This window comes from Mycoplasma sp. 327, from assembly GCF_053851655.1.
Genome location: NZ_JBSQBA010000010.1, coordinates 1 through 23,706, shown reverse-complemented (window position 1 = coordinate 23,706; position 23,706 = coordinate 1). Strand labels below are relative to the sequence as shown.

22 protein-coding genes and 1 tRNA gene are annotated in these 23,706 nt (G+C 26.6%); 15 read left to right on the top strand and 8 right to left on the bottom strand.

Translation table 4 applies throughout. The annotated features are described in order from the left end of the window. Nucleotides 1-109: 109 nt before the first annotated feature. The 6 genes from holA to ACWXVS_RS02890 all read left to right on the top strand — a co-directional run bounded on the left by holA (nt 110) and on the right by ACWXVS_RS02890 (nt 5,469). Nucleotides 110-1,093, top strand: a complete 984-nt coding sequence (gene holA / locus ACWXVS_RS02915) for a DNA polymerase III subunit delta (protein WP_455994975.1) — start codon at nt 110-112, stop codon at nt 1,091-1,093. Beyond that, nucleotides 1,093-2,601 (top strand): alpha-amylase family glycosyl hydrolase, encoded by a 1,509-nt coding sequence (locus ACWXVS_RS02910; protein WP_438340835.1) that lies wholly within the window; start codon nt 1,093-1,095, stop codon nt 2,599-2,601. Before holA ends, ACWXVS_RS02910 begins: the two co-directional genes overlap by 1 nt. 63 nt (nt 2,602-2,664) lie before the next feature. Continuing rightward, nucleotides 2,665-3,186, top strand: a complete 522-nt coding sequence (locus ACWXVS_RS02905; protein WP_455994972.1) for an MHJ_0274 family protein — start codon at nt 2,665-2,667, stop codon at nt 3,184-3,186. Next, complete coding sequence (gene pgsA, locus ACWXVS_RS02900) at nt 3,173-4,036, top strand: CDP-diacylglycerol--glycerol-3-phosphate 3-phosphatidyltransferase (protein ID WP_455994969.1); 864 nt, start codon at nt 3,173-3,175, stop codon at nt 4,034-4,036. Before ACWXVS_RS02905 ends, pgsA begins: the two co-directional genes overlap by 14 nt. 208 nt (nt 4,037-4,244) lie before the next feature. Beyond that, nucleotides 4,245-4,397 carry a 50S ribosomal protein L33 gene (gene rpmG, locus ACWXVS_RS02895; protein WP_438340838.1) on the top strand — a complete coding sequence of 51 codons (153 nt, stop codon included), beginning with the start codon at nt 4,245-4,247 and terminating at the stop codon, nt 4,395-4,397. 19 nt (nt 4,398-4,416) lie between these two features. Then, on the top strand, nt 4,417-5,469 hold the full coding sequence (locus ACWXVS_RS02890) for a M24 family metallopeptidase (protein ID WP_438340839.1): 1,053 nt from the start codon (nt 4,417-4,419) through the stop codon (nt 5,467-5,469). 74 nt (nt 5,470-5,543) lie between these two features. Here the strand turns inward: ACWXVS_RS02890 and ACWXVS_RS02885 are convergent, their stop codons facing one another. The 6 genes from ACWXVS_RS02885 to ACWXVS_RS02860 form a co-directional block, all read right to left on the bottom strand. Then, on the bottom strand, nt 5,544-6,329 hold the full coding sequence (locus ACWXVS_RS02885) for a hypothetical protein (protein ID WP_455994967.1): 786 nt from the start codon (nt 6,327-6,329) through the stop codon (nt 5,544-5,546). A gap of 1,309 nt (nt 6,330-7,638) precedes the next feature. Then, nucleotides 7,639-8,484, bottom strand: a complete 846-nt coding sequence (locus ACWXVS_RS02880) for a deoxyribonuclease IV (RefSeq protein WP_438340841.1) — start codon at nt 8,482-8,484, stop codon at nt 7,639-7,641. A 13-nt stretch (nt 8,485-8,497) separates the two neighbouring features. Further along, entirely contained in the window at nt 8,498-10,039 is a 1,542-nt protein-coding gene (locus tag ACWXVS_RS02875) for an RNA polymerase sigma factor (protein ID WP_455966213.1), read from the bottom strand. Further along, the gene (dnaG, locus tag ACWXVS_RS02870) at nt 10,029-11,963 is read right to left on the bottom strand and encodes a DNA primase (RefSeq protein WP_455994964.1); all 1,935 of its coding nucleotides are present in this window, start codon (nt 11,961-11,963) and stop codon (nt 10,029-10,031) included. Before dnaG ends, ACWXVS_RS02875 begins: the two co-directional genes overlap by 11 nt. A gap of 15 nt (nt 11,964-11,978) precedes the next feature. Continuing rightward, nucleotides 11,979-13,352 carry a glycine--tRNA ligase gene (locus ACWXVS_RS02865; RefSeq protein WP_455994962.1) on the bottom strand — a complete coding sequence of 458 codons (1,374 nt, stop codon included), beginning with the start codon at nt 13,350-13,352 and terminating at the stop codon, nt 11,979-11,981. Nucleotides 13,353-14,023: 671 nt separating this feature from the next. Further along, nucleotides 14,024-14,602, bottom strand: a complete 579-nt coding sequence (locus ACWXVS_RS02860) for a hypothetical protein (RefSeq protein ID WP_438340845.1) — start codon at nt 14,600-14,602, stop codon at nt 14,024-14,026. A 368-nt stretch (nt 14,603-14,970) separates the two neighbouring features. Here ACWXVS_RS02860 and ACWXVS_RS02855 point away from each other — a divergent pair, with 368 nt between their 5' ends. The 9 genes from ACWXVS_RS02855 (at nt 14,971) to ACWXVS_RS02815 (ending at nt 21,468) form a co-directional block, all read left to right on the top strand. Continuing rightward, nucleotides 14,971-15,633, top strand: a complete 663-nt coding sequence (locus tag ACWXVS_RS02855) for a 16S rRNA (uracil(1498)-N(3))-methyltransferase (RefSeq protein ID WP_455994959.1) — start codon at nt 14,971-14,973, stop codon at nt 15,631-15,633. A gap of 108 nt (nt 15,634-15,741) precedes the next feature. Further along, nucleotides 15,742-16,176 carry a 50S ribosomal protein L13 gene (gene rplM / locus ACWXVS_RS02850; RefSeq protein ID WP_438340847.1) on the top strand — a complete coding sequence of 145 codons (435 nt, stop codon included), beginning with the start codon at nt 15,742-15,744 and terminating at the stop codon, nt 16,174-16,176. Further along, nucleotides 16,176-16,574 carry a 30S ribosomal protein S9 gene (rpsI, locus tag ACWXVS_RS02845; protein WP_438340848.1) on the top strand — a complete coding sequence of 133 codons (399 nt, stop codon included), beginning with the start codon at nt 16,176-16,178 and terminating at the stop codon, nt 16,572-16,574. The genes rplM and rpsI overlap by 1 nt, the downstream gene beginning before the upstream one ends. 43 nt (nt 16,575-16,617) lie before the next feature. Next, a tRNA-Ile gene (locus ACWXVS_RS02840) sits at nt 16,618-16,694 on the top strand. A 140-nt stretch (nt 16,695-16,834) separates the two neighbouring features. Next, entirely contained in the window at nt 16,835-17,101 is a 267-nt protein-coding gene (gene rpsO, locus ACWXVS_RS02835; RefSeq protein ID WP_438340849.1) for a 30S ribosomal protein S15, read from the top strand. A 239-nt stretch (nt 17,102-17,340) separates the two neighbouring features. Next, the gene (gene msrB / locus ACWXVS_RS02830) at nt 17,341-17,778 is read left to right on the top strand and encodes a peptide-methionine (R)-S-oxide reductase MsrB (protein ID WP_438340850.1); all 438 of its coding nucleotides are present in this window, start codon (nt 17,341-17,343) and stop codon (nt 17,776-17,778) included. Nucleotides 17,779-17,939: 161 nt separating this feature from the next. Next, complete coding sequence (locus ACWXVS_RS02825; protein ID WP_455994072.1) at nt 17,940-18,467, top strand: tRNA (cytidine(34)-2'-O)-methyltransferase; 528 nt, start codon at nt 17,940-17,942, stop codon at nt 18,465-18,467. A 12-nt stretch (nt 18,468-18,479) separates the two neighbouring features. Then, a complete protein-coding gene (ylqF, locus tag ACWXVS_RS02820) occupies nt 18,480-19,322 on the top strand; it encodes a ribosome biogenesis GTPase YlqF (RefSeq protein WP_444705141.1) in 843 nt (280 codons plus the stop codon). Then, nucleotides 19,306-21,468, top strand: a complete 2,163-nt coding sequence (locus tag ACWXVS_RS02815) for an SGNH/GDSL hydrolase family protein (protein WP_455994956.1) — start codon at nt 19,306-19,308, stop codon at nt 21,466-21,468. Before ylqF ends, ACWXVS_RS02815 begins: the two co-directional genes overlap by 17 nt. 126 nt (nt 21,469-21,594) lie before the next feature. On the opposite strand, the gene ACWXVS_RS02810 is transcribed toward ACWXVS_RS02815, so the two are convergent. Further along, the gene (locus tag ACWXVS_RS02810) at nt 21,595-21,801 is read right to left on the bottom strand and encodes a hypothetical protein (RefSeq protein ID WP_455994953.1); all 207 of its coding nucleotides are present in this window, start codon (nt 21,799-21,801) and stop codon (nt 21,595-21,597) included. A 471-nt stretch (nt 21,802-22,272) separates the two neighbouring features. Next, on the bottom strand, nt 22,273-23,598 hold the full coding sequence (gene ffh, locus ACWXVS_RS02805) for a signal recognition particle protein (RefSeq protein ID WP_438340855.1): 1,326 nt from the start codon (nt 23,596-23,598) through the stop codon (nt 22,273-22,275). Nucleotides 23,599-23,706 lie beyond the last annotated feature (108 nt).

The following is a 23,706-nucleotide window of genomic DNA, read 5'->3' as shown; positions in this document are numbered from 1 at the left end:
TATAATTAAACAAATTCAAAATATCGGTGGCTCATTTTTCACGCTAATTAATGAATAATATTAGTTTATTATACCAAAAAATGTCCTTATTATAATATAATAAATTAGTATGTACCTAATTAAAGGCAATGAAAATTTTTTGATAAATAAAAAAATTAATGAAATAATAAACAAAGAAAAAACTATTGAAGTGGGTGATATCGAGATAGTTAAATTTTATGATTTTTTTACATTAGAAGAATTATCAGATGCATTAAATAACAATTCCCTTTTTTTAAATAAAAAAATCATTTTATTTAAAAATCCCTTTATATTTAATATAAAAAATAAATATGCTAATGGTTTGTGTATTAATGAGTTTATAAAAATAATTAATGCATCACTAAGTGATGCTAATCTAATTCTTATTTTTACACAGGAAATAAATAAGTATGATAAATCTTTTTTAGCATCAAGAGCTTTTGCATTTATAAATGATAATAGCACTACTATTAATATCGAAAAAATTAGCGATAAGGAATTATTTTCTTTTGTTTATAAAATGATTAAAACAAAAGGCGGAACAATCAAGGATAAGGTCCTTATTGATTTGCTATCAATGTTACCGCATAATCTAGAAATAATAGAATCAGAAATTGATAAATTGCTATTAATAAATAAAGATATAAGCGAAAAAATGGTTAATGATAATAATTATGCAGTATCTAATAATATCGATTTTGCCCTAAGCGAGGCAATGTTAAAATGTCAAGACACAAAAACTATTATAAAAAAGATAAACGAACAGATTAGCTACGGGATTGAGCACAATTATGTGATATCGCAAATATCAGCGATATTGCTTAATGCAAAAACAATTGGAATATTAAAATCAATAAAATTAACTAATGATGAAATAGCAAAAATGCTTAATATTCATATATATCGTGTCAAACTTCACTATGACTTTTTTAATAGAATTGACATTAACACATTAAATCAGTTAATCATTGATTTAGCAAATATTGATCTAGATTTTAAAAAAGGCAACATTTTACCAGATACGCTTATTGATTTATTGAGTATAAAATTATTGAGATTAAGGATTTATTAATGGTTAATTTAGGTAAAAAAATCATCTTATATGAGCTAAAAGTTGAAAATTTTGTTGATACCAATGGAAGCAATTTTGGTGATTTTAAAGGGGTTATGAGCAAATTGGAGTATTTCAAAAATTTAAGTGTTAATGTTATATGCTTTGAAGATATTCTCAAACTATATGAAAATAGATTTGATCTTGGACTAATAAAAAAAAGGTATGGTTCAATCAAGGATTTTGCAAAGCTTGTTGAAACATTTAAAAATAATCAAATTGAAGTAGCTCCAATTATAAATTTAAAAGAAGTAAGACAGGCTTTTGTTAACTGAAATAATATGATGAGTTTATATAATTTGAATTATTATGAGTCAAATAGATACTTAACAAAATTAGATACATATTTAATTAATAAAGAATTTGAAAAAACATCATTATATGAGTTATCTGATTTTATTAAATATTTTGAATCAGTTTTAGGTTTCTACTTGCAACTTAATGTATCAACTGTTATACTTGATAATTTTGAATTTCTTGCTTTTGAAGGCTTAAAGGAGGAAGAAAAATTAAAATTTATTAATGATTTATATAAGATTATCAAGCGTAAAAATAGCAATATTAATGTAATTTTTAAAACTAGTAACAATAACTTCAATCTATATAAAAAGATGCTAATGGTCGACAATAAATGCCTAGATTATTTGTATTTAACTTGAATGTCTGTTATTGGCAATAATGATGCATTAAAAAAACATTTCAAGAATAAAATGAGTTTTAAATCCTTATATAGATTTGTAGCTAATTTTAAAAATCATTCAAATGTGATATTATCATTCGGCTCTGATTTATCAGGTCGTTTCTTTTCTAAATGAGCTAATGAAAAGGCTTACCTAAATGAATCAACAAAAAGTTTCTTTGTATTTTTATATAGTGGCAATCATTCAATAGGTTTTTATTATGGCGATGAAATAGGTGCCTTGCGCGCTAAATTCAACCAACGTTTCACATTTAACAATGAAGATTATAATGAGGAAAAAAGATTTCTCCAATATAAAAATATAAGTTTAAATGAATATCATAAATATAATTGTTATTTCAATAAATGATCATCTTATATTCAAATGCCTTGAAATGGACAAAAAATAAAAAGCAATGAAAATACTAATATTTTTTACCCAATTAATTTAGAAAGTAACAATGTCGAGGAACAAATTATTAATAAAGATAGCACAATAAACTTTGTTTATTTCTTGAATAAACTCTCTTTAAATTCCAAATTTTCTTCTTATTTCATAAAGGGTGTATGAAATATTAAACAAAGTCATGGTATATTTAAATTTAGCAAAAAACTTAACGAACAGAGGATGGTATTGATTACAAATTTGACATCAAAGCATCAGAAGATAACTCCGCTTTATGGTTATAAAATTTTAGCAAGTTCATATGCTAATAAATTCTACTCAGAAATTCCAAAAGAACTCAACCCTTTTGAAGCTTTGATTTTATATAAGACGAAAAACAATTAACATTGTTTTGTAGTTTAGATGATATTAATATATAATTTTTAAAATATAATTAAGGAGAAAAATATGGGTAATGGACAAACTATTGTGTATGTCTTGCTCGCAATTGTTTTAGTACTTATAATTGCTTATATCGCTTGAAAAGTTACAAAAAATAAAAGAGCAAAAAGAAAAGCAGCAAAATTAGAATATAAAAAGAATGCTGAAACATTGGCGTTATATTATGAATATATTATGACTTATAAATATGTCATTGATTTTAGTATGAAACAGTTAGAGAAATTTGGTACAAATGAATCCCAATTTAAAATGGGGCAAATTAAAAACGGTGTAAAAAAAATACTAACCAAATTAATTAATAGAGAGGATTTTGCATATTCTTTCCAAAACGATGAGAAGTATACTCTATTTGTAGAACACGCTGAAAAATTAACAATAACTCAACCAAATTTGTGAACTAAAAAAATTAATGATACATTAGATTTTTTTGAAACTCAGTATATTGGCATTCCAGAAGATAAAAAAAATATAGCATTAGAAGAAAAGACAATTAACGCTATTGAGAGTCAATTTTATGAAGAAGATTAAAGATATTAAAAAAAGCAAAAATAATATCCCACACATAAAAAAATTTGGTATTGCAAATTGACTAACAGTGTTGAGGATAATATTAATGATTCCTTTTATATTTTTAATGTCGTCCGCTTTCTTTTTAATTATTAAACACAATGGAACATTTTGATATGATGGAATTAAAATTGTTGGTAATCAAAAATACTCGATAACTTTATCAATCATATATTGATTAAATGTCTCGATATTTATTATAGCAATGGTGACTGACTTTATTGACGGACATATAGCCCGAAAAACAAAAACTATTTCGCAATTTGGTAAGATTTTTGATCCAATTGCAGATAAGATTGCGACAATAATGATGTTGTTATTTATATCAATAATGAACTACTCGTTCTTACCAATTGTTGTTTTGTTTATCATCCGTGATATTTTAGTTGATGGTGCGAGAGTTTATGCCGTAAAGAAGGACATTAAAGTAGCAGCAAATTGGTGAGGTAAGATTAAAACCATTATTGTCTCACTTGCAATTATTACAATAGCATTTAGTGCACCATGATTTACTAATTTTGATAATGATTTAGGTAAATATGTTTCAAATGATAAATATATTCTTTATGTTAATATCCCTTTAATTGTTGGTCTTATTTTGTCATGGATTAGCGGCATTATATATTTAGTTAAGTATTTGAAGGGAATAACCAAGCAATATCTTGAAGACATTTCGAAAAAAAATAATGACGATATCAAAAATCCTGATATAACAAAAGATAATATTATTATTGAGCCAATCCAAGGTGATAGTATAGAAAATAAAAATATAGAGCAAAAAAATAATTCAGAACAAATATCACATAATTAATCGCTTGTTAATAGTTAGCAATAGCAATGAAAAGTTATGTTATTAAATAATTTTTTAAAAAATAATTAATCATTTTTTTATGTTATCCTTAACATATTAAAAAAAGCAAATTAATAGCAAATTATAATATAATTTATAATTATTTTAAAATACATAATGTTATTTAAAGTATTCAAAAATTAAATATTTTAAAAAAGAAGGAGAAAGTATGCCAAGAGAAGGTTTAACATTAAGATGTGAGTCATGCAAAATGGAAAACTACATCACAAAGAAGAATAAAAAGTTGCATCCAGAAAAAATGGAAGTAACAAAATATTGTCCAAAATGTAATGAACATACAAACCATAAAGAAAAAAAATAAATAGAGTTTAGGAGTTAAAATGCTAAAACAACAAATAACCAAAATTTTCGAAGAATTGAAGCTAGATGCAATTATCTCAGAGGCGCCTCAAACAAGATTATGATATGCTGGTATTCAGACAAGTGATGGTTTTATTGTAATTGAGAAAGAAAAAGCCTTTTTATTTGTAGATGGTAGATATATTGAATATGCAACTAAATTTGCAAAGAATGTTGAAGTTATTTTATTGGAGTCAGGAGAAGAAACACTATCGAATTTTCTAAACAAGAAAAAATATTCTAATGTTGGTATTGAATCAGATTATTTACATGTTCAAACATTTGAATATTTTAAAAAAATGATGCCAAAAGCAAAATTTCATAATGTAAAAGGAAAACAATTTAGAATAATAAAAGACCAAGAAGAATCCGATTACATCCAAGAAGCTTGTTTAATTTCATTGCAAGCATTAGAGGAATTAAAGAAAATTTTAGTTGAAGGCATGACTGAATTAGAAGTATCAAATAAACTTGGATATTTAATGCGCCTTTTTGGTGCTGAAAAAGAAAGCTTTGAAACAATCGTTGCATTTGGTACAAATGCTGCCGAACCTCATCATCATCCAACAAATCGTAAATTGGTTGATGGCGATATTGTTAAAATTGATTTCGGAGCGCAATACAATGGATGAGCTAGCGATATAACAAGAACATTTTTCTTTGGAAAACCCAAGTCAGCTGAATTAGTTTCGATTCTTGATGTTGTTAGCGAAGCTCAAAAACTTGGCCGCGAAGCTGTAAAGCCAGGAATTGAAACATCTGAGATTGATAAAATTTGTCGAGAATATATACAATCAAAAGGATATGGTAAATTCTTTACTCATTCAACTGGCCATGGTGTAGGAATCGATGTACACGAACTACCAGGAGTTGGCAGAAGAACGGGCAATGTGGTATTAGAAGAAGGAATGGTTATCACGGTTGAACCCGGGATTTATGTAAAAGATTTGGGCGGGGCTCGTATTGAAGATACAATCCTTGTTACCAAAAATGGTTCTAAGATCTTAAGCCGCCCTGAAAATTACGAAGAATAATTGAAGTAATTTTAAAAGCAAAGGTTTGTTACCTTTGCTTTTAAAATTTTTTTATTGAGATTTCTTAAAAGTTATTAAAGTTCAACCTTTTGACCATCAATAATTAATTCTACAAGACGAATTGACTGAATATTATGGGTTTTTGAATTAATTCCACTATTTAAAGAAAAATCAAAAGTGAATTTATTATTAAACGAATTTATTCTTTTGTTAGTTAGGGTTAATTTCTGTGATGTAAATTTTTGCGACGATGTTTCGAAGGCGTTAACAACAATTGTTATTGTAGCTATTTTATTAAAATATAAATCATTATTTGTTTCAAATTCAATAGTTAATTTATTATTTTTAAATTTTATAGCATAACTCTTGAAATCAGTATCTTTTATCTTTAAACCGTTTGTTTGTCTGCTAAATTCTTCCTCGCCAATAGTTGCGCTTCCAAAACCCAATAATTCAAATGTTGGCGGTGTTTGGTATTCTTTTGGTACATCAGCCTGTCCAAAAATCTGGCGATTAAAGTCCTCTAATTTAATGTTTTCTTTATCATATCCTAGCAATTCGAATGAAGATGGAACATCTGAAGATTCATTTTTTTTATGTTCTTCATTCTTTTCTTGTTTTTCTTGTGATTTATTATTTGAATCATCTTTAGTTCCTCCGGTATCGGGAGTTGTTTTATCTGGTTTACTCTTATCAGGCATTTCTTGTTGAGGGGTTTTTGTTTCTGGGTTTTCTGGTTTCTTTGGTTCAGCTGGTTTTTCAGGTTTTTCTGGTTTAGCAGGATTTGCACATGATAGAGCTATAACTGGTGTTGCCAAAGCAGGTAAAAATCCTATAAAAAGTAATTTGCTTTTTTTCATTTTTCTCCTTTAAATACTATTTTGATGTAAGTATTTTACATTTTTTTTTTTTTTTTGATAATTCTCATCAAATCAATTAATGATCAATGGTGTTTTTAAATAACGCATAGGGTATAAATGAGTAAATATGGAAGCTAGCAGAATTAAATAAAAATCGGTATTACAGAACAATAAAATAAATTAAAAACATAAATAGTTTCTTTTTTAAATACAAAAAGTAAAAAAATCCATTCAGCGCGTAAATGATGATTTTGTTAGCAAGAAATTAATACATGCTAAGAAATAAGAATAGGCAGAAATACTATCTACTAATTAGAATGTAAATGGTTTTAGCCCTGATGTTACTAATTTAATTAATATTTATCTCAATGAAATTCTTTTAAGATAAAAATTAAAAGAAATAGGCGAGGCACATTGCTATAATGGCGAAGTATGGATTAAATTCTAAAGGTGTTTTCATTGGACTAAGCAATACAAAAGAGGTTGGTTTTGATTATATTCAAAAAAAATAATAAGAGCACATAGATCAAATGATTTTAAATCTATTATGATTGAAGAAGAATATTCGGCTTTTAAGTGTTTAGAAAATATCCTTAGATAAAAAAGGGGGTAAATTTGATAAATATATTTTAATCCTTATTAGTCAAAACCACGAAATATAATAATGCAACTTTGTTGTTAAACAACTAAAAACTAGCCATAAATAAATTTGTGGCATTTCAAAGAACAGATGTTACTTTATTTATTGATAATAAAGAATTTAGAGGTTCAATACTAATGTAATTAGATGAGATACTTCATTTTTCTAGTTTTCCTAATAAAAAAATATCTCCTCCTCTGTAAGATTTGATTGAGACAAATTTTTAGATATATTAAAAAGGTAAGATAAAAAATTGTTAATTGCTTTTGTCATAGAGATAGATATTGTACATTAAGCAAAGATATGGAAACTAAATTTTATAACAATAGATCTTAAATTTTCTCTTTCAAATAGTTTAGCCGAAGGTTTACATTAGAAAATATTAAAATATGTATGCTCACAAAAAAAGAAATGAGATAATTATCAGTACTTTAAATAAAATTGAGTTTAATAAAAACTATGCTCCAAGTTTTAGGCGCATAGTTATAGAATGTGTTGTTTTTAAGAAGCAACTCAAATACTATATTTCTAACAATGTTGTAATTATTGTTTTTTTAGCAAAAAACTATTAAGAAAAATTTGAAATTAGATGTTTAAAATAGGACAGAAAAAAATTTAGATTTAGTCAAAGATAATAGACAAATTACAAAAAGCGATCTTAAAGATATTTTAAAATAAACTAGGCTCTGTGTTATCTAATAATAAAGCAATTTCCTCTTTATAAGGCGCTAAGTCGCCAATGTATGGTGTTTCTAAAATAATGGGTATATTATCAAAATCGGGATCATAAACAAATTTTTTTAAAGTTTCTAAACCAATATACCCCTTTCCAATATTATCATGGCGGTCCTTCTTAGAACCCAGCGGATTTTTTGAATCATTTAAGTGAATAATTTTTATATACTTTAAAAAATCGTTGTCTTTTAAATATTTTTTAAAATTATCATAATCCCTAATATCATATCCAGAATCCCATATATGACATGTGTCAAGGCATATGGCAACTCTATCAGATTTAATTTTCTCAATTATTTCTTTTAATATTTCAAAATTATTACAATAATTACTTCCATTACCAGCCATAGTTTCTAAGGCGATTGTTACATCATTAGTTTTTGCTAAAACTGTTTTTAATGAATAAATTAAGCTACTTTTAGCTTCTTCTTTGCTAAAAGTAGTATGTGCGCCAGGATGCAAAACAATTATTTTAGCCCCTATAAAATTCATTCTTTTAATTTCAGAGATTAAAAAATCAATCGCAAACTTATTTTTTAGCGGGTTTGAAGGATTAATGATATAGGGTGCATGAACAATAATATCATCGGATTTAATTTTATCTGCATAAAATTTATTGTACTCATCATACTTGTAGTATTTTTCTTCAACGCGATAAGGGGATTGATTTGGCCCGAGATAAATCATCATGCAGTTAGCATTATTATGATGTGATTCACGTGCAGCGCCTAATAGATAGTCCGGTTTTGAAAACGAGACATGACTGCCCAACTTAATCATTTTTCACCTCGATTTAATCTAAATTATAACTTTCATTAGCATAGAACTCTTTTAATTGCTTACGTTTTTGCGGATGTCTTAATTTACGCAAAACCTTCGTTTCAATTTGACGAACTTTTTCTTTACTTACCCCTAGTTCTTTAGCAAGTTCATCTAAGGAATGAGGACGATATGATTCTCCGTTTGGGTCAGAAATTCCATATCTTTTTCTTATTAATAATCGATCAGATTCATCTGTTAACGAATTAATCATTTCATTCAAAATGACACTCAATTCTTCTTGACTTGTAAAATTAGTTGGACTAATTACGCTTTCATCCTTAACAAAGTCTGAAAAGCTTGAATTTTCTTCCTTTCCAATATTTTTATCAAGCGAAATAGGGTCAATGTTTATTTTTCTTATATATCTTACCTTATCAGCAGTGAATTCAGGTTCACCAAACTTCTTGGCAATTTCTTCATCTGTAGGAGGATAACCTTGTTCTTGTTGTAATTCTCTCTCAATCTTCAAGACTTTATTGATTGTTTCAACCATATGCACAGGGACCCTTACAGTTCTCGCTTGGTCAGCAACGGCTCTAGTAATTGCTTGTCTAATTCATCAAGTAGCATATGTAGAAAATTTATATCCCTTAGTATGTAAATATTTATCAGCTGCTTTCATGATTCCAGAATTACCCTCTGAAATTAAATCAATAAAGCTCAAACCTCTATTCTTATATTTTTTAGCATTATTGATAACTAGTCTTAAATTTCTTTTAATTAACAAATCGCGTGCTTTTTTATATGCTCATTTGTCACCATTCTCTCTAGCCTTGGCCATTTTTTCAGCTGTTTCTAATTCTTCCTTTGGTGTTAAAAGCTTACCATACTTGCCTATTCATCTCATATATCACTTAACAATATCATTTGTTTCAGTTAATCTGTTTGACAAATTACTATTCTCAGAATTTTTTCTAGCTGAACCAATTTTTATTTCTTCACTATCATAGTTTTTTAATAGTTTTGATGCATCAAATTCATCATTAGATCTTCTGCTTTTTCAATTAACTTCACTATAATCATCATATTCGTTAAGATCATAGTCATATTCTTCATCTTCTTCATCATACGTTTCACTAATTTTGCTTGAAATATATTCATCATCTTCACTAAAGGTTTGATCTTCTTCTGCAGCAGAATTGATGCTATCATTTGGTACCAAGGTGCTATCATCATATTCAAAGTCATAGTCAATATCTTCGTTTTCAGCATCCTCGTCATCAATATCTTTTAACATACTTTCGTTAAATTCTGCATCTTGAACAAAATTTTCGACATCATCGTTATCGCCTTCATCAACACTATTAGAAATAAGATTTTTTTCAAACAATTTAAGCAATAATAAATCTGCTTCTTCATCATCAACATAAAGTTTTTTCTTATAAAGAATATCAAAAACTTCCTCTTGAGATAGGGTTTTAAATTTTTTATCTTTATTTTTCCTTTTAACTACCTCATTTTCAATTACTGAAATAACATAATCTATTGATTTTTCTAAATTATTACTTGTCATCCTGCGCTCCTTTGGTATACATTAAAATCTGCTTTTTTGGTTTCTTTCGATTCTCAACAAACTCATCTACACGATCATATAGATTTTTGATATCTTTTTTCAAATTATCACTTGTGAGAGTTAAATTTTTTATCTGAATTGCTTGTTCTAGATATGATTTATATTCATTTATTAAATCAATGTTATTTGATATTTTTGCTTTATTAAGGTCGGATTCAATTACCGAAACAAGATTGGATTGACTTAGTTCTAAACCTTCCTTGTTCTTTTTGATAATATAACTAATTAATTTTCTTAATATCTTTTGTGAATCATCATCTAAATTAAGATCATGAAATCCATCATTTTTTCATTGTTTGGCAATAAAAGGTTGATTTAATACTAGCAACAAAATTTCCTTTAATAGCATATAATGCCTACTTATTTCTTGTTTTAATATTGTTCTAGCATTAATGAATTTTTTATTTTTTTTATTAATACTTGGTGAATTTGCTTGCTTCGAAACTTCTGGTTGAAGGCTTGCAATATCATTTTTGATAAAAAAGTTATTATCATAATTTTCATTTGTATAAATACTTGGGTGATTTGTGCTATGTTTTTTTTCATTAATTTTATTTTTAAATAATGGATCTGATAAGAAAAGGGGATTAGAATTTTTATAGTAGTTTTCAAATAAATCGGCAGTTAAAATGTTTTCATTAATAAATCTTTCTTTGAGCATTAAAACTAATGAATTATCAATATAATAAACATATTCAAATATCTGCTTAAATATTTCATTTCTCTCAAATGATTGTTTATTGTTTAAAATATTTTGCTTGGCCAGTATTAATAAATATTCGACAATATCAACCTTGTTTTCACACATTTTTTTTAAAGTTAAACCATTATCCAGATTATAAAGTTCATCTGCATCTTTATTTAATGTATTTATAACAAATTTAACATTTAAATTGTATTTTTTTGAATAGTACAATATCATCCTTAAATTCTTTAGTGTTGCATTTTGCCCTGCACTGTCATTATCAAAAAACAATGTAATAGTTTTATTATTTAATAGTTTTAGATGGGCTGGTGATAATGAAGTACCCATAATTGCTACGGCATTTTTGAATCCAGCTTTAAACATGGCTATGCAATCAAATTGCCCCTCTACTAAGTAAACTTCTCTTTTATTATTTATTTCATCTTTTGCATGAAAATAATTAAAAATTACTTCATTTTTTCGAAAAACAATAGTCTCAGAACTATTTAAATATTTAGGGTTTTGTAATCCAGTAATGTCTCTACCTGAAAAAGCAATAATATTGCCTAATTCATCGCATATTGGAAACATTAGACGATCATTAAAAAAATTTTTATTTTCAATAGAAGATAATAATGATGAATTGGATATTTCAAACGAATCAAATTTATGTTCGATAAGAGTTTCATAAATTGACTTGTTTTTTGATGAAAAACCAATTTGAAATTCTTTAATTAAATTATCATTTAGGTTTCTTTTGTGCAGATACTCTATTAATTCGGCGCTTTTTTCAAAAGTAATTTGATATCTAAAAAAATTAAGTGCTACCTTATTGACTTCAAGAATTTTAGAATGTTCAGTTGTGATAGCGGAATTATTCATAAAATTGCCGAATTTGGAAATATCTAGGTTTTGTTTATTGACTAAAAATTTTAGTGCCTCAAAGGATGTTAAATTTTCCTTGTATTGAATAAATTTAATTACATCTCCGCCTTTTCCACATCCAAAACATTTAAATATTCCTTGCTCTGGGCTAACAACAAAAGATGGCGTTTTCTCGCCATGAAAAGGACAACAAGCCTTATAATTCTTCCCTTGCTTCATTAAAGTTAGATATTGCCCAATAATATTAACAATATCACTTTTAGAAATTACATATTCTCAAACACTTTCCTGCAAAATTAATTCCTTTTATTATCTGTTTTCTAATAAATAACTTGTAATTTCACTAATTGGTATTACATCTTGCTTCATTGTGTCTCTATTTCTAATAGTTACAGTATTATTTTTGGTTGTATCAAAATCAACAGTTATGCAAAATGGTGTTCCAATTGCGTCTTGTCGACGGTATCTTCTACCAATAGAACCAGCTTCATCATATGCTATTCTAATATTAGTATTTTCCAATAAATTGTTATAAATTTCCTTGGCTTCCAATGACTGCTTTTTCATTAAAGGTAATATAGCAACTTGATAGGGTGAAATTTTTTTACTTAATTTTAAAATCACTCTTTCTTCTTTATCATCAATTTTTTCGACTGTATAAGCATCGATAATCAATGCAAAAAGCAATCTGTCCAATCCAATTGAAGGTTCAATAACATACGGAATTATTTTGGCCCCATCGTCTTTTAAGTATTCAAGAGATTCACCAGAAAATTTCATATGTTGACTTAAATCATAATTGCCGCGATTAGCAATTCCCAATAACTCGCCTCATCCAAAAGGAAATAAGTATTCAATATCGCTTGTTCCTTTTGAATAGTGACTTAATTCTTCTGCTTCATGTGGTCTTATACGTATATTTTCTTCCTTAAGACCTAATAATAAAACGAGTTTTTTACATTTTTCAATTCAATACTGATAAAAATTATTGCTATCTTTTTCTTCGCAAAAAAATTCTAATTCCATTTGCTCAAATTCTCTTGTTCTAAAAATAAAGTCACGGGGGGTTATTTCATTGCGAAAACTTTTACCTATCTGGCCAATTCCAAAAGGCAATTTAGCTCTTGATGTTCTAGTCAAGTTCTTAAAATTCACAAATATACCTTGTGCGGTTTCAGGTCTTAAAAAGGTTTCAGAAGAACTGTTATCAATTGCTCCCATTTGCGTCTTAAACATCAAATTAAATGGTCTAATTTCTCCTCATTCTGCACTTACGCCATCATATTTTTTAACATTTTTTTTAATGATTTTCTCTAATTCACCAAATGTACATTTTTCGACATTAATTTCAGGAAATAGATCTTTAATAATATGGTCAGCACGGTATCTTTTATTATTAACTTTATTTTCAATTAGAAAATCAGAAAAATTATCAATATGACCACTAGCCTTTCAAACATTCTTATTCATAATAATTTTAGAATCAATTTGATAATTTTTTTCTTTTCTTATAAATTCATTAATTCATATATTTTTGATTTGAGTCATCATAGTAGTTGCTAATGGACCATAATCTCATGTATTCACAACACCACCATATATTTCTGAATTTTGATAAACAAAACCCATATTTTTTAAATGAGCGATAACATCATGAATATTTTTTTTAGTATTATTTGGCATTGTAACCTCATTACATTTTTTATATATTTATATAAAATTAATATACAAATTGTATCATAAAACATAATAAATTAAGTTAAGTTGGCATTTAAATTTTGGACACAGCTATTTTTTGGATTTGCTTATTTCTTCTTTTATTCATTCTAATATTTCGCTATTGATATAACTTATATTTTTATAAATGACAATATTATTAACTTTTCTTTTATTATAGACTGATTTTTTAAAAAAATATTTCCTAAAATGCTTATAAAACTTGTTATACCAAATTTATAAAATGCTTTGATTCCTAATAAATAAAATTTGTATAAAAGCAAAAACATATAGACAATGTTCCCTATAAAAAAATATGTAAATATTACAAAATTATTATTAATTTAATTTCCAGCGTCGTAACATAATAATCAAAAAATCAAAAAAAGACCCCGCAAGCAATAAAAAGCAATAAAAGATATAAAGGGATTTTTTGCTTAGCCACCGTGTGCAAATGGGCATTTTTTTTATCCATAAATGTAAAGCATTCGGCTTTTTATTTTAAGTTTTTTATCAAAAGTAATAATAATAAAATGAGCACAACATAATGGGCAAGTAAGAACAAAAAAATATTCCTATTTTTTAAGTAATCCTAATCCATAATGTTGATTGCTCTTTATAATTTTTTTCTTAATTTATTAGTTTGGTAAAAATGATGGAAAAATGTCGTTGTTATTATCAATATGTGTTTGATTGAAAACAATTCTTTCAGTTCCATCTTTTTTTCAAAAAACAAATGTGTAATACTTTCCTGTACCTAACTTGTTTTCTGGCTTATCAAATTTAAATCTTAAAGGATATTCAACACCAGCTCCTTCATCGGCTTGCGTCGATGCAATTTTTATATTCAAAGGATCCACTAATGTATTATCATTTCTTCCTTTAACTTCTGTGGCAAAGGCTAATCATTCGCCTTTAACACCTTCCACTGGCCGGTGGTGTAATCTGAATGAAAATACACCATCCTTATCTAGAAAATTTTCACTTGTTGCCGCCGCAAATAATAATGTTCTGGTTTTTACTTGACCATTAAATTTTTTAACACCAAAATTAGTAAAATCTAATGTTTGATTTGTTTTTTTATTTTCGTTAATTTTGGGGCCAGCGTCTGGAACTGTATGTTCGCTGTTATTTGTTGGTGCACATGCAACTAATGTTGCAGTGGGTAATATCGGCAACAAAAATAGTGATGCTTTTAGGAATTTATTTTTAATCATATATTCTCCTTTATTGTTTTTTATTTGCTATTAGTTTAATATAAAAAAGTTAGATTTTTTCATTTTTTTTACAAAAATAACAATAAAAATATAAATACAGTTATTTAATTTATGTTAAATATTCCGAATTTCCGTTATATTTTTTTATTTTTAATGTTGCATTTATAATTTGGATCATTATAAAAGGCCACAATTTGATTAATTATTTAATTACATGTTTTTTTAGAAAATAAGTGCTTATATTACTATTGTTTATTAAGTGTTTATTAAAAAAATAAAACTTATTATCTTTCTATCTCTAAAACTTTTATTTATGATTTAAGGATTAAGCATTAGATATTTATAAAAAATTTTATAATTTAATAATTATGTATAAATTTTTTAGCAGTTCTAAAAGTGAAAATTATTTCTCTTTAGATGAAGATACACAAAAACATTTAAAAGTAATCCGGATTAAAAATCAAGATTTTTTAATAAACTTTAATAATGAGTTTTACTTATGTTATTTTGAGTTTCCTAATAAGGCCATAATTAAGAAAAAGTTAAATATAGATAATGAATTAGAAGATGATCTAATAGTAGCAATCCCACTTATAAAACAAAATAATTTTGAAATTGCTTTACAAAAAAGCGTTGAATTAGGAGTAACAAAAATTATTCCTTTTATTTCAGAATACACAGATAAAACTAATATGCAAATAGAAAGCAAAATAAAGAGATTTAAAAAAATAATCCTTGAAGCATCACAACAATCTTTTCGAAATACAATGCCAATATTTGAAAGAGTTATGACCTATGATGAGATTATTAAACTAAATGTTAAAAACAAAATTTTAGCTTATGAAAATGAAAAAGATAAAAGGATAACCAAACGAAAAGGAGATACTCTTCTAATTGTCGGGCCAGAAGGTGGATTTTCATTAAATGAAATAGAATTGGCAAAAAAAGAAAATGTCGAAATCGTTTCATTAACCAAGACAATTTTGCGAGCAGAAACAGCATTAATATATATGATTGCAAAAATGAACTAATGAATTTTTTTTTGCTATAATAGTTTAGTGAAATTTATTTATATTAAGTTATGTATATAAATAATGATCATCAATTTTTAAATATATTTAAAACATGAAAGAGAAAGTATGCGTCAAACAACAATTATTAGAAAAGAAATAGTTGATAAAAAATGATACATCATCGATGCAGCCAACGTACCTTTAGGTAGACTTTCAACTCTTGTTGCTTCAATCCTTCGTGGAAAAAATAAACCAACATTTACTCCAAATGTTGACATGGGCGACAATGTAGTTGTTATTAATGCAAAAGATGTTCTTTTAACAGCTAAAAAAGATGAAAAGAAAATTTACTATCACCACACTGGATATCCTGGTGGTTTAAAACAAATTACTGCTGCAGATTTAAGAGCTAAAAAACCAATTGCTCTAGTTGAAAAAGCAGTTAGAGGTATGTTGCCTCATACAAAATTAGGCCGCAAACAATTTAAAAATCTTTATGTTTATGCAAATGCAGAACATAAGCAAGTATCACAACAACCAACACAAATAGAGGTTAAATAATGGCAGACAAAATTAGATACTATGGCCTAGGACGTCGTAAATCTTCCATTGCTAGAGTTTACTTAATTCCTGGAAAAGGCAATTTTGTAATTAATGGAAAAGAAGCGAAACAATATTTAAATTCAGAAATTTTATTAATGGATGCCTTAAGTCCATTTGGTGTTACCGAAACAACAAATCAATTTGATGTTTTTGCCAATGTAAATGGTGGTGGTTTAACCGGTCAAGCAGGAGCCATTAGATTAGGTATTGCAAGAGCATTATTAGAAGCATCAAATAATGAATATCGTAACAAATTAAAAGATGCTGGATTCTTAACAAGAGACGCTCGTGTTAAGGAACGTAAGAAATTTGGATTGAGAAAAGCAAGAAGAGCAAGACAATTTTCAAAACGTTAATTTTTTTGTGATATACTTATATGGGTTTATCCCATGTTTTTATGCGAGCATAGCTCAGTTGGTTAGAGCACACGACTGATAATCGTGAGGTCGATGGTTCAAGTCCATTTGTTCGCACCATTTCAAGAAATTGACCATAACACGCTAGTCGTGTTTTTATTTTTTTATGATATAATAAAAGCGAATGCCCTATATTGAGGTATTCGTTATTTATTCCTTGGTAGTAATTAAGATTATTGCTAGGTTATGAAAGGAAAAAGATGGTTTCTAAAATTAGAAAAAGCGAATTGGTAAAGCAATTTGGAAGAAATGAAAAAGACACAGGTTACTTGCCTGTACAAATAGCAATATTAACTGAAGATATTGAATCATTAAAAAAACACTTTGCTATTAATAAAAAAGATTTGCACTCAATGCGTGGATTTATGAGAAAAGTTAATCACCGTAAAGCATTGCTAAATCACTTAAAAAACGAAGATTATACATTATACCAATCAACCATTAAATCACTAAATATTAGAAAATAATTTTTTTCTATGTTACTTTTTAAGTAAAAAAATAGTGCTAAAACACCACAGATCTATGTATTTGTGGTGTTTTTTTAAAAATATTAATATGAGCATATTTAATATTAGGTTCATCAAACTCATATTAAGTTAGAAAATTCCTAATTCACAAATTCTAAAATAATTTAAATTATGCATAAAATCATATAAAATCTTTATATACTTACTCAATATAAAATTATAAAATATAAGGAGGGTTTATGAATCCCCAAGAAAAAGAAAAACGTTTAGCACAACTAAGTGAACTTGAGTATAATGTAACGCAAAAAGCATTTACTGAGAGACCTTATATGAATAAATATAATAACCATTATGAAAAAGGCATCTATGTTGATATTGTTGATGGTACAGCATTATTTATATCAGATGATAAATTTAATTCTGGTTGCGGTTGACCAGCATTTTCTAAGCCGATAGATAATAGTCTATTGGTTGAATTGACAGATACTTCGCATGGAATGATTAGAACAGAAGTAAAATCAAAAAACGCCGATTCACATCTAGGTCATGTCTTCAGTGATGGCCCAAGAGATAAAGGTGGATTAAGATATTGTATTAATTCCGCATCTCTTAGTTTTATCCCTTATGAAGAACTTGATGAAAAAGGATATGGTCAATATAAAAAATTATTTAAATAGTTTTTTAATATCGTAGTTTATATTTATAGATTTATAAAAAGTTTGTTTATTTCTAAACCAAACTTTTTTTATTTACCAACATATCATAAAGATTGGATTAAATATTTGTTTAGTGAGTTTTATATTTGCTAATTTTTGCTATATATAGTAAAATTTTTACTATGATTAATATTATTCTATATCAACCTGAAATAAATGCTAATACAGCAAACATAATCCGTACATGTTTCGCTGCTAAAGCCAAGCTTCATATTATAAAACCAATAGCTTTTGACTTACACCCTCATTGATTAAAAAGAAAAGCAGCCGGGCACTTTCTTAGTGAAATTCAACATGAGGTTCATCAATCATATGATGATTTTATTAAAAAATATCCTAGCAAAAATATTTTTTACATAACACGTTATGGTTTAAAAAATTATATCGATATTAAATATGATGAACTGGCACAGAAAGAAGGCGAAATATGAGTTATGTTTGGCACAGAGAGTACAGGGATACCAAAGACAATTATGCAAACTAACATCGATAATTGTTTAAGAATTCCTATGAATCCTAATTGTCGCAGTTTAAATTTAGCTAATTCAGTAGCTATTGTTTTATATGAAATTTTACGACAAACAAACTTTAATGATCTATCAATTTATGAAGTCCAAAAAGGCAAGGATTTTATATTAAAAAAAGAATAGAAAGGAAATAATATGATCCATTGATTTCCTGGCCATATGGCCAAACAATTTAGACTATTGCAAGAAAAACAAAAATTATTTGATTTATTTATTATTGTAATGGATGCTAGATTACCTCGAAGTTCTTTTAATGATGAAATTTTCAAAATAATTAATAACAAACCAGTTTTATTTGTTTTTAATAAGGCGGATAAAACTAATCTTGAAAAACTCAAACCTTTTCTTGAAGATTATAAAAAACGTGGTCAAGTAGTTGTTACCAACCTAAAAGCACAAAACACATATGCAAAAATTAATATTGCTCTAAATAAAGAGTTCCTAAAATTTAAGGCCAAAAATGATCAAAAGCAAAAACTTACTCCAAGCCTTAAATGTGTTGTTTTAGGTGTGCCAAATGTCGGTAAATCAACATTTATTAATATGATGTCAAAATCGAGAGCAACTAAGGTCGGGTCGATACCTGGTATTACGAGATCGGAACAATGAATTAATTGCAAAAATTATCTTTTGTTAGATACTCCTGGTTTATTGATGCCTAAAATCGAAAATAATGAAATTGGAGCAAAATTAGCCATTGTTGGATCAATTAGACAAGAGGCCATTGATCAAAACGAATTAATTGTTTCTCTTTATCAATTAATGTCTAAATATTATCCTGAGAAACTAAAAGAAATTAATTTAAATCCTACTTTTGATTTAGAGGATATTTTTGCAAATATTTCTAAATATGCAATGCAAAACAATTTATTACTGAAAAACGGTGTTTATGACATTAAAAAAGGCATCAATATGTTAATTAATCATTTTAAAAATTTAAATAATGTTATTTTTGATGCATATGAAGGCGGAAAATAGGATGGATGAGAATACAAAAAAACCCATTATCATAAAATATGTTGCCCTAGGCGACGCATTTTCAGCAGGTTATAATTCAAAGATTGGTTTTCCGACTAATGGTTATATGGATAAAAATGGTGAAATCAAAGGTTTATGTTTCCCATCGATGTTAGCAAATTTTCTAAATGATACGTCTAATTTACAAGTTGAAAGTTTTTACAATTTTGCTATATGCAATGCCTCATGTGAATTTTTGGAAGCATTTTATAGCAACAATAAAAAGGTCCTTAAAAAAATGGGGAGCAAATTAGACTTAATTCAGTCAATAGATTGATCCTCAAATAATCCATTTAATAACTTTTTTTCACCATTTTTGAAGGATTGAAATATTAGAAATAATGATTTCCAATATATCAATGAAAAAATTGCGGAAGCCAATTTAATTACTTTAACTATTGGCTTTAATGATTTTTTTTCCAATTTACCATTTCAAAAAATATTTCTTTTGACTAAATTAAATGGTGAAGCTAGAGATAGACAAATTTCCGTAATCAAAAAAGATATTGAAAATTTAAGCATTGTTATCGAAAATAAAATAATAAGTCTAATTTCAACCATCAGGAAAATTAATAACAAAGCAAAAATAATAATTACTAGCTACTCACCATTATTATTGAATTTAAGAAATACTATTTCATCTTTTTTAAACACTCAATTAAGCGACCAATTTGAAATTTTTGATTACCTACAAATTAATCTAAATAAAACAATTGCGGAATCTGCTAAAAAATGCCGAATTGATTTTATTAATATAAACGACACAAAATATTGGGAAGAAAATAAAAAATATTTATTTGAAAATATTTTTTCAATTTATCCAACTGAACGTGGCTACAAAAAAATAGCAATGGATATTTATGTTAAGCTTTTTCTAAATTTCAAAATGCTTAAAAATGATCTTAATAATCATAGTTTTACTAATGAATATATTTCCGACACCAAATATTGAGAAGACAACATCTATTCATATAATCCAATATCACAATGTAGTGAAAATTTAAGTTTATTTAAAATGATTTATGGAAAAAATAAAAATGAAATTCTCTTCAGACAAAATAAATCACAAAGATATTTTAATAATCTTTTACATAATAGAAATCGTATAACTGATTTTTGTTCAATATTCATAAGATATAGCAAGTTGCCAATAAGCGAAATGATAAAAAAAATTATTAGTCAGAAATTTATTTATGCTCCAGAACAATATGAGAGCATTGCTAAAATTCTTAATTTTTTAACAAATGAACGAAGATCAAAAGAAGCTATTCTAATACTCTTAAAGGATCATAAGGTTGATGACATAGTTTATATTATTGAATGTATTTTGCAAAAAAAGGCATTATCAAAAAAAATTATTAACTACAAACTAATAAAACAAGAATTAAACAACTTTTTCAAAAATGAGCAAAATATGGTTTATGATGTTTTAAAATATCTTTTTAATTCCGGTTTAATAAATGATTCAAAAAAGGAATTCAAAGACATAATCCATTCCTTAATAAAAGATTCCTTAAATACTAGCTTTTTAACATATTTATTTAACATCAAAAATAATCAAAAATTTAATAAGGTAAAAGAATATTTATCTAGCCTAAATTCGTTTTCAGAATTTACTGATTTTTTCGTTGAATCTCTTATTAATTATTCTGATGTTTATGTTAAATTAAGAAATTTTGATCAATTATGAAAACATTTTATTATAAAAAATAAATATAATTTATTGTTTATATTCGACAAAATGTTAGTAGAAATTACAAATGAAGAGAATATAGACCATACTGCTAACTTTTTTATTGATGCAATTAAAAGCTCACTTCGCGTAGAGCTTGATGCAAAAGATTACAAAGTGTTAAAAAATGCAATTAACAATATTTTAAATATATGTAAAAATAGTCCTAAATATTTAAACAATGTGTTCTTGAAATTTCTTGATAATATTAGAAATCTTTCCTTATATAAACTTATTCTACACTCAAAAACTAATAGCAAAAAAACTTTTAAACTGTCTAATTTATTTTCTTTAAACATCTTCTTAGTAAGCTCAATTAAACTATTAAGAAATCTATTTATAATAAAGAAAATTGTTAATAAAAATAAAATATAAGATAAGGGGTATGAGGAAACATAGATAATTTTAAGTAAATCTTTAAAGTCTTCCTCAGGGTCATGACCAATTGTCGAAGCTTTTATTTCATCAAAAACTGTAGTTAATATTTCATTAAGATTTTCATTATCTTTGCTGCTTCTTAAGATATTTATAAAAAGATGAAAAAGGTTTGATAAAGAAACCTTTTTCATCAATTAATTGTTCTTTAATTTCATCATCAATTTGATCATCAAAAATATCAGCATAATTAAATAAAGAGTCTGGATTAGCAGCATTTTCTGCATCATTAAAATATTTGGTAATGTTCTCAGATGTGTATCTATAAAACAATGTAACTAAAATGTATTGCTTGAAGTCTTAAGCATCAACGCTTCCTCTTAAATCTTCAGCAACTCTTCAAATTGCACTATAAAGTTTTTTTCTTTCTTATTCTCTTTTGTTATTTTTTTATTTAATTGCTTCATTCATCAATTAATTTAGTAACATATCAACTATTTCTTTTTAAAAAAATCTTAACTAAATAAGAACTCACAGTAGCCAAATTAACACCTGCTTCAAAGCATTTATTAATATTAAAATCTTTTAAAAAAGGTAATATTTTGCCATCGTTTTTGGCAGGATTAAAAGCCTAACCGGCTTTTACATTTTATTTTTAGTTTTTTAAATTTTGCCAATGCAGTAGGTTAAGCATTCGCAACTAAATTGTTTACTAATAATTTATGCATTTATAAACATATACAAAAAAATCTGAGCACATTTGTACCTGGATTTTTGTCCATGTTTTAATATGCCCATCTTTTTTTATCCTAAAATACCATTTTTGATCTGTGGATTATTACCTAATTCCTTCATTTGTTTAGACATTCTCTCAAAATCATTTAATAACATGTTATACTCACGAGCACTTCTACCCGAGCCTTTAAGAATTCTTTCTTTTCGAGACGAATTCTTTAATAATTTAGGCATCTTTTTTTCTTGTTCAGTCATTGAATTAATTAGATATGTATAAATTTTAAACTTGTTTTCAGCTTCCTCTATTTTTTCATCGCTTACTCTATCAGCCATTCCGGGAATTAATTTAAGAATTGCCTTCATCTTACCGAGTTTTTTAATTTGCGCAAGAGAATTCATTAGATCATTAAGATCAAACTTTCCGCTGATCATTTTATAACCTATTTTTTTCATCATTTTTTCATCAACTTCTTCTGATGCTTTCTCAATAAGCGAAAGAACATCACCCATTCCCAAAATTCTATCTGCCATTCTATCTGGATAAAATAATTCTAGGCCAGCTATCTTTTCGCTAATCCCAATAAAGGCAATAGGAATTTGAAGAAGATGCGTTATTGATAGTGCTGCACCACCTCTTGCATCTGAATCTAATTTAGTTATGATGGTTCCATTTAAATTTAATTTTTCATGAAAAGCCTTCGCTGTATTAATAACATCTTGACCGCTCATTGAATCAATAACTAAAAATATGTAATCTGGTTTAATATTTTTTTTAATTTGTTCTAATTCATTCATTAACTCTTCATCAATTGCCAAACGCCCTGCAGTATCAACAATAACTAGGTCATTTTTATATTGTTCAGCTACTTCAATCGCTTGCTTTGCAATTAATAAGGCATCATTTTCCTTCTTTGTAAAAAAGTCGGTTTGAGTTTGCTTTGCAAGCTGTTCTAGTTGGTCTCTAGCAGCGGGGCGATATATATCATCACCAACTAATAGTGGTTTTTTGAATATCCCTTTTTTTCGAAGATAAAATGATAATTTAGCGGATGTTGTAGTTTTACCCGAACCTTGTAGTCCTACCATCATAATTTTTGTTGGTATTGCCTTTGGTTTAATTTCAATAGAATTACTACCTAGTATTTTGGTTAATTCATCCTTAAAAATCTTTAAGACAGTTTGCTGCTGATTTAATTTACCTATAATTTGGCTATTTAATGCCTTCTCTTTTACTTGTTTTATAAATGATTTAACAACTTCTAAATTAACATCAGCTTCTAATAAAGCTAACTTAACTTCTCTTAAAATTTCTAAAATATCTTCTTCATTAATTGACAATTTTTTATTAATTTTATCAATTGATTTTTGTATTCTTTTTTGTATAAAATCTAGCATGTATTTATTATATTATAATAAGTTGATATAGACAAAATAAAAATACTAATACACATTAATTAGCGTGAAAAATGAGCCACCGATATTTTGAATTTGTTTAATTATACA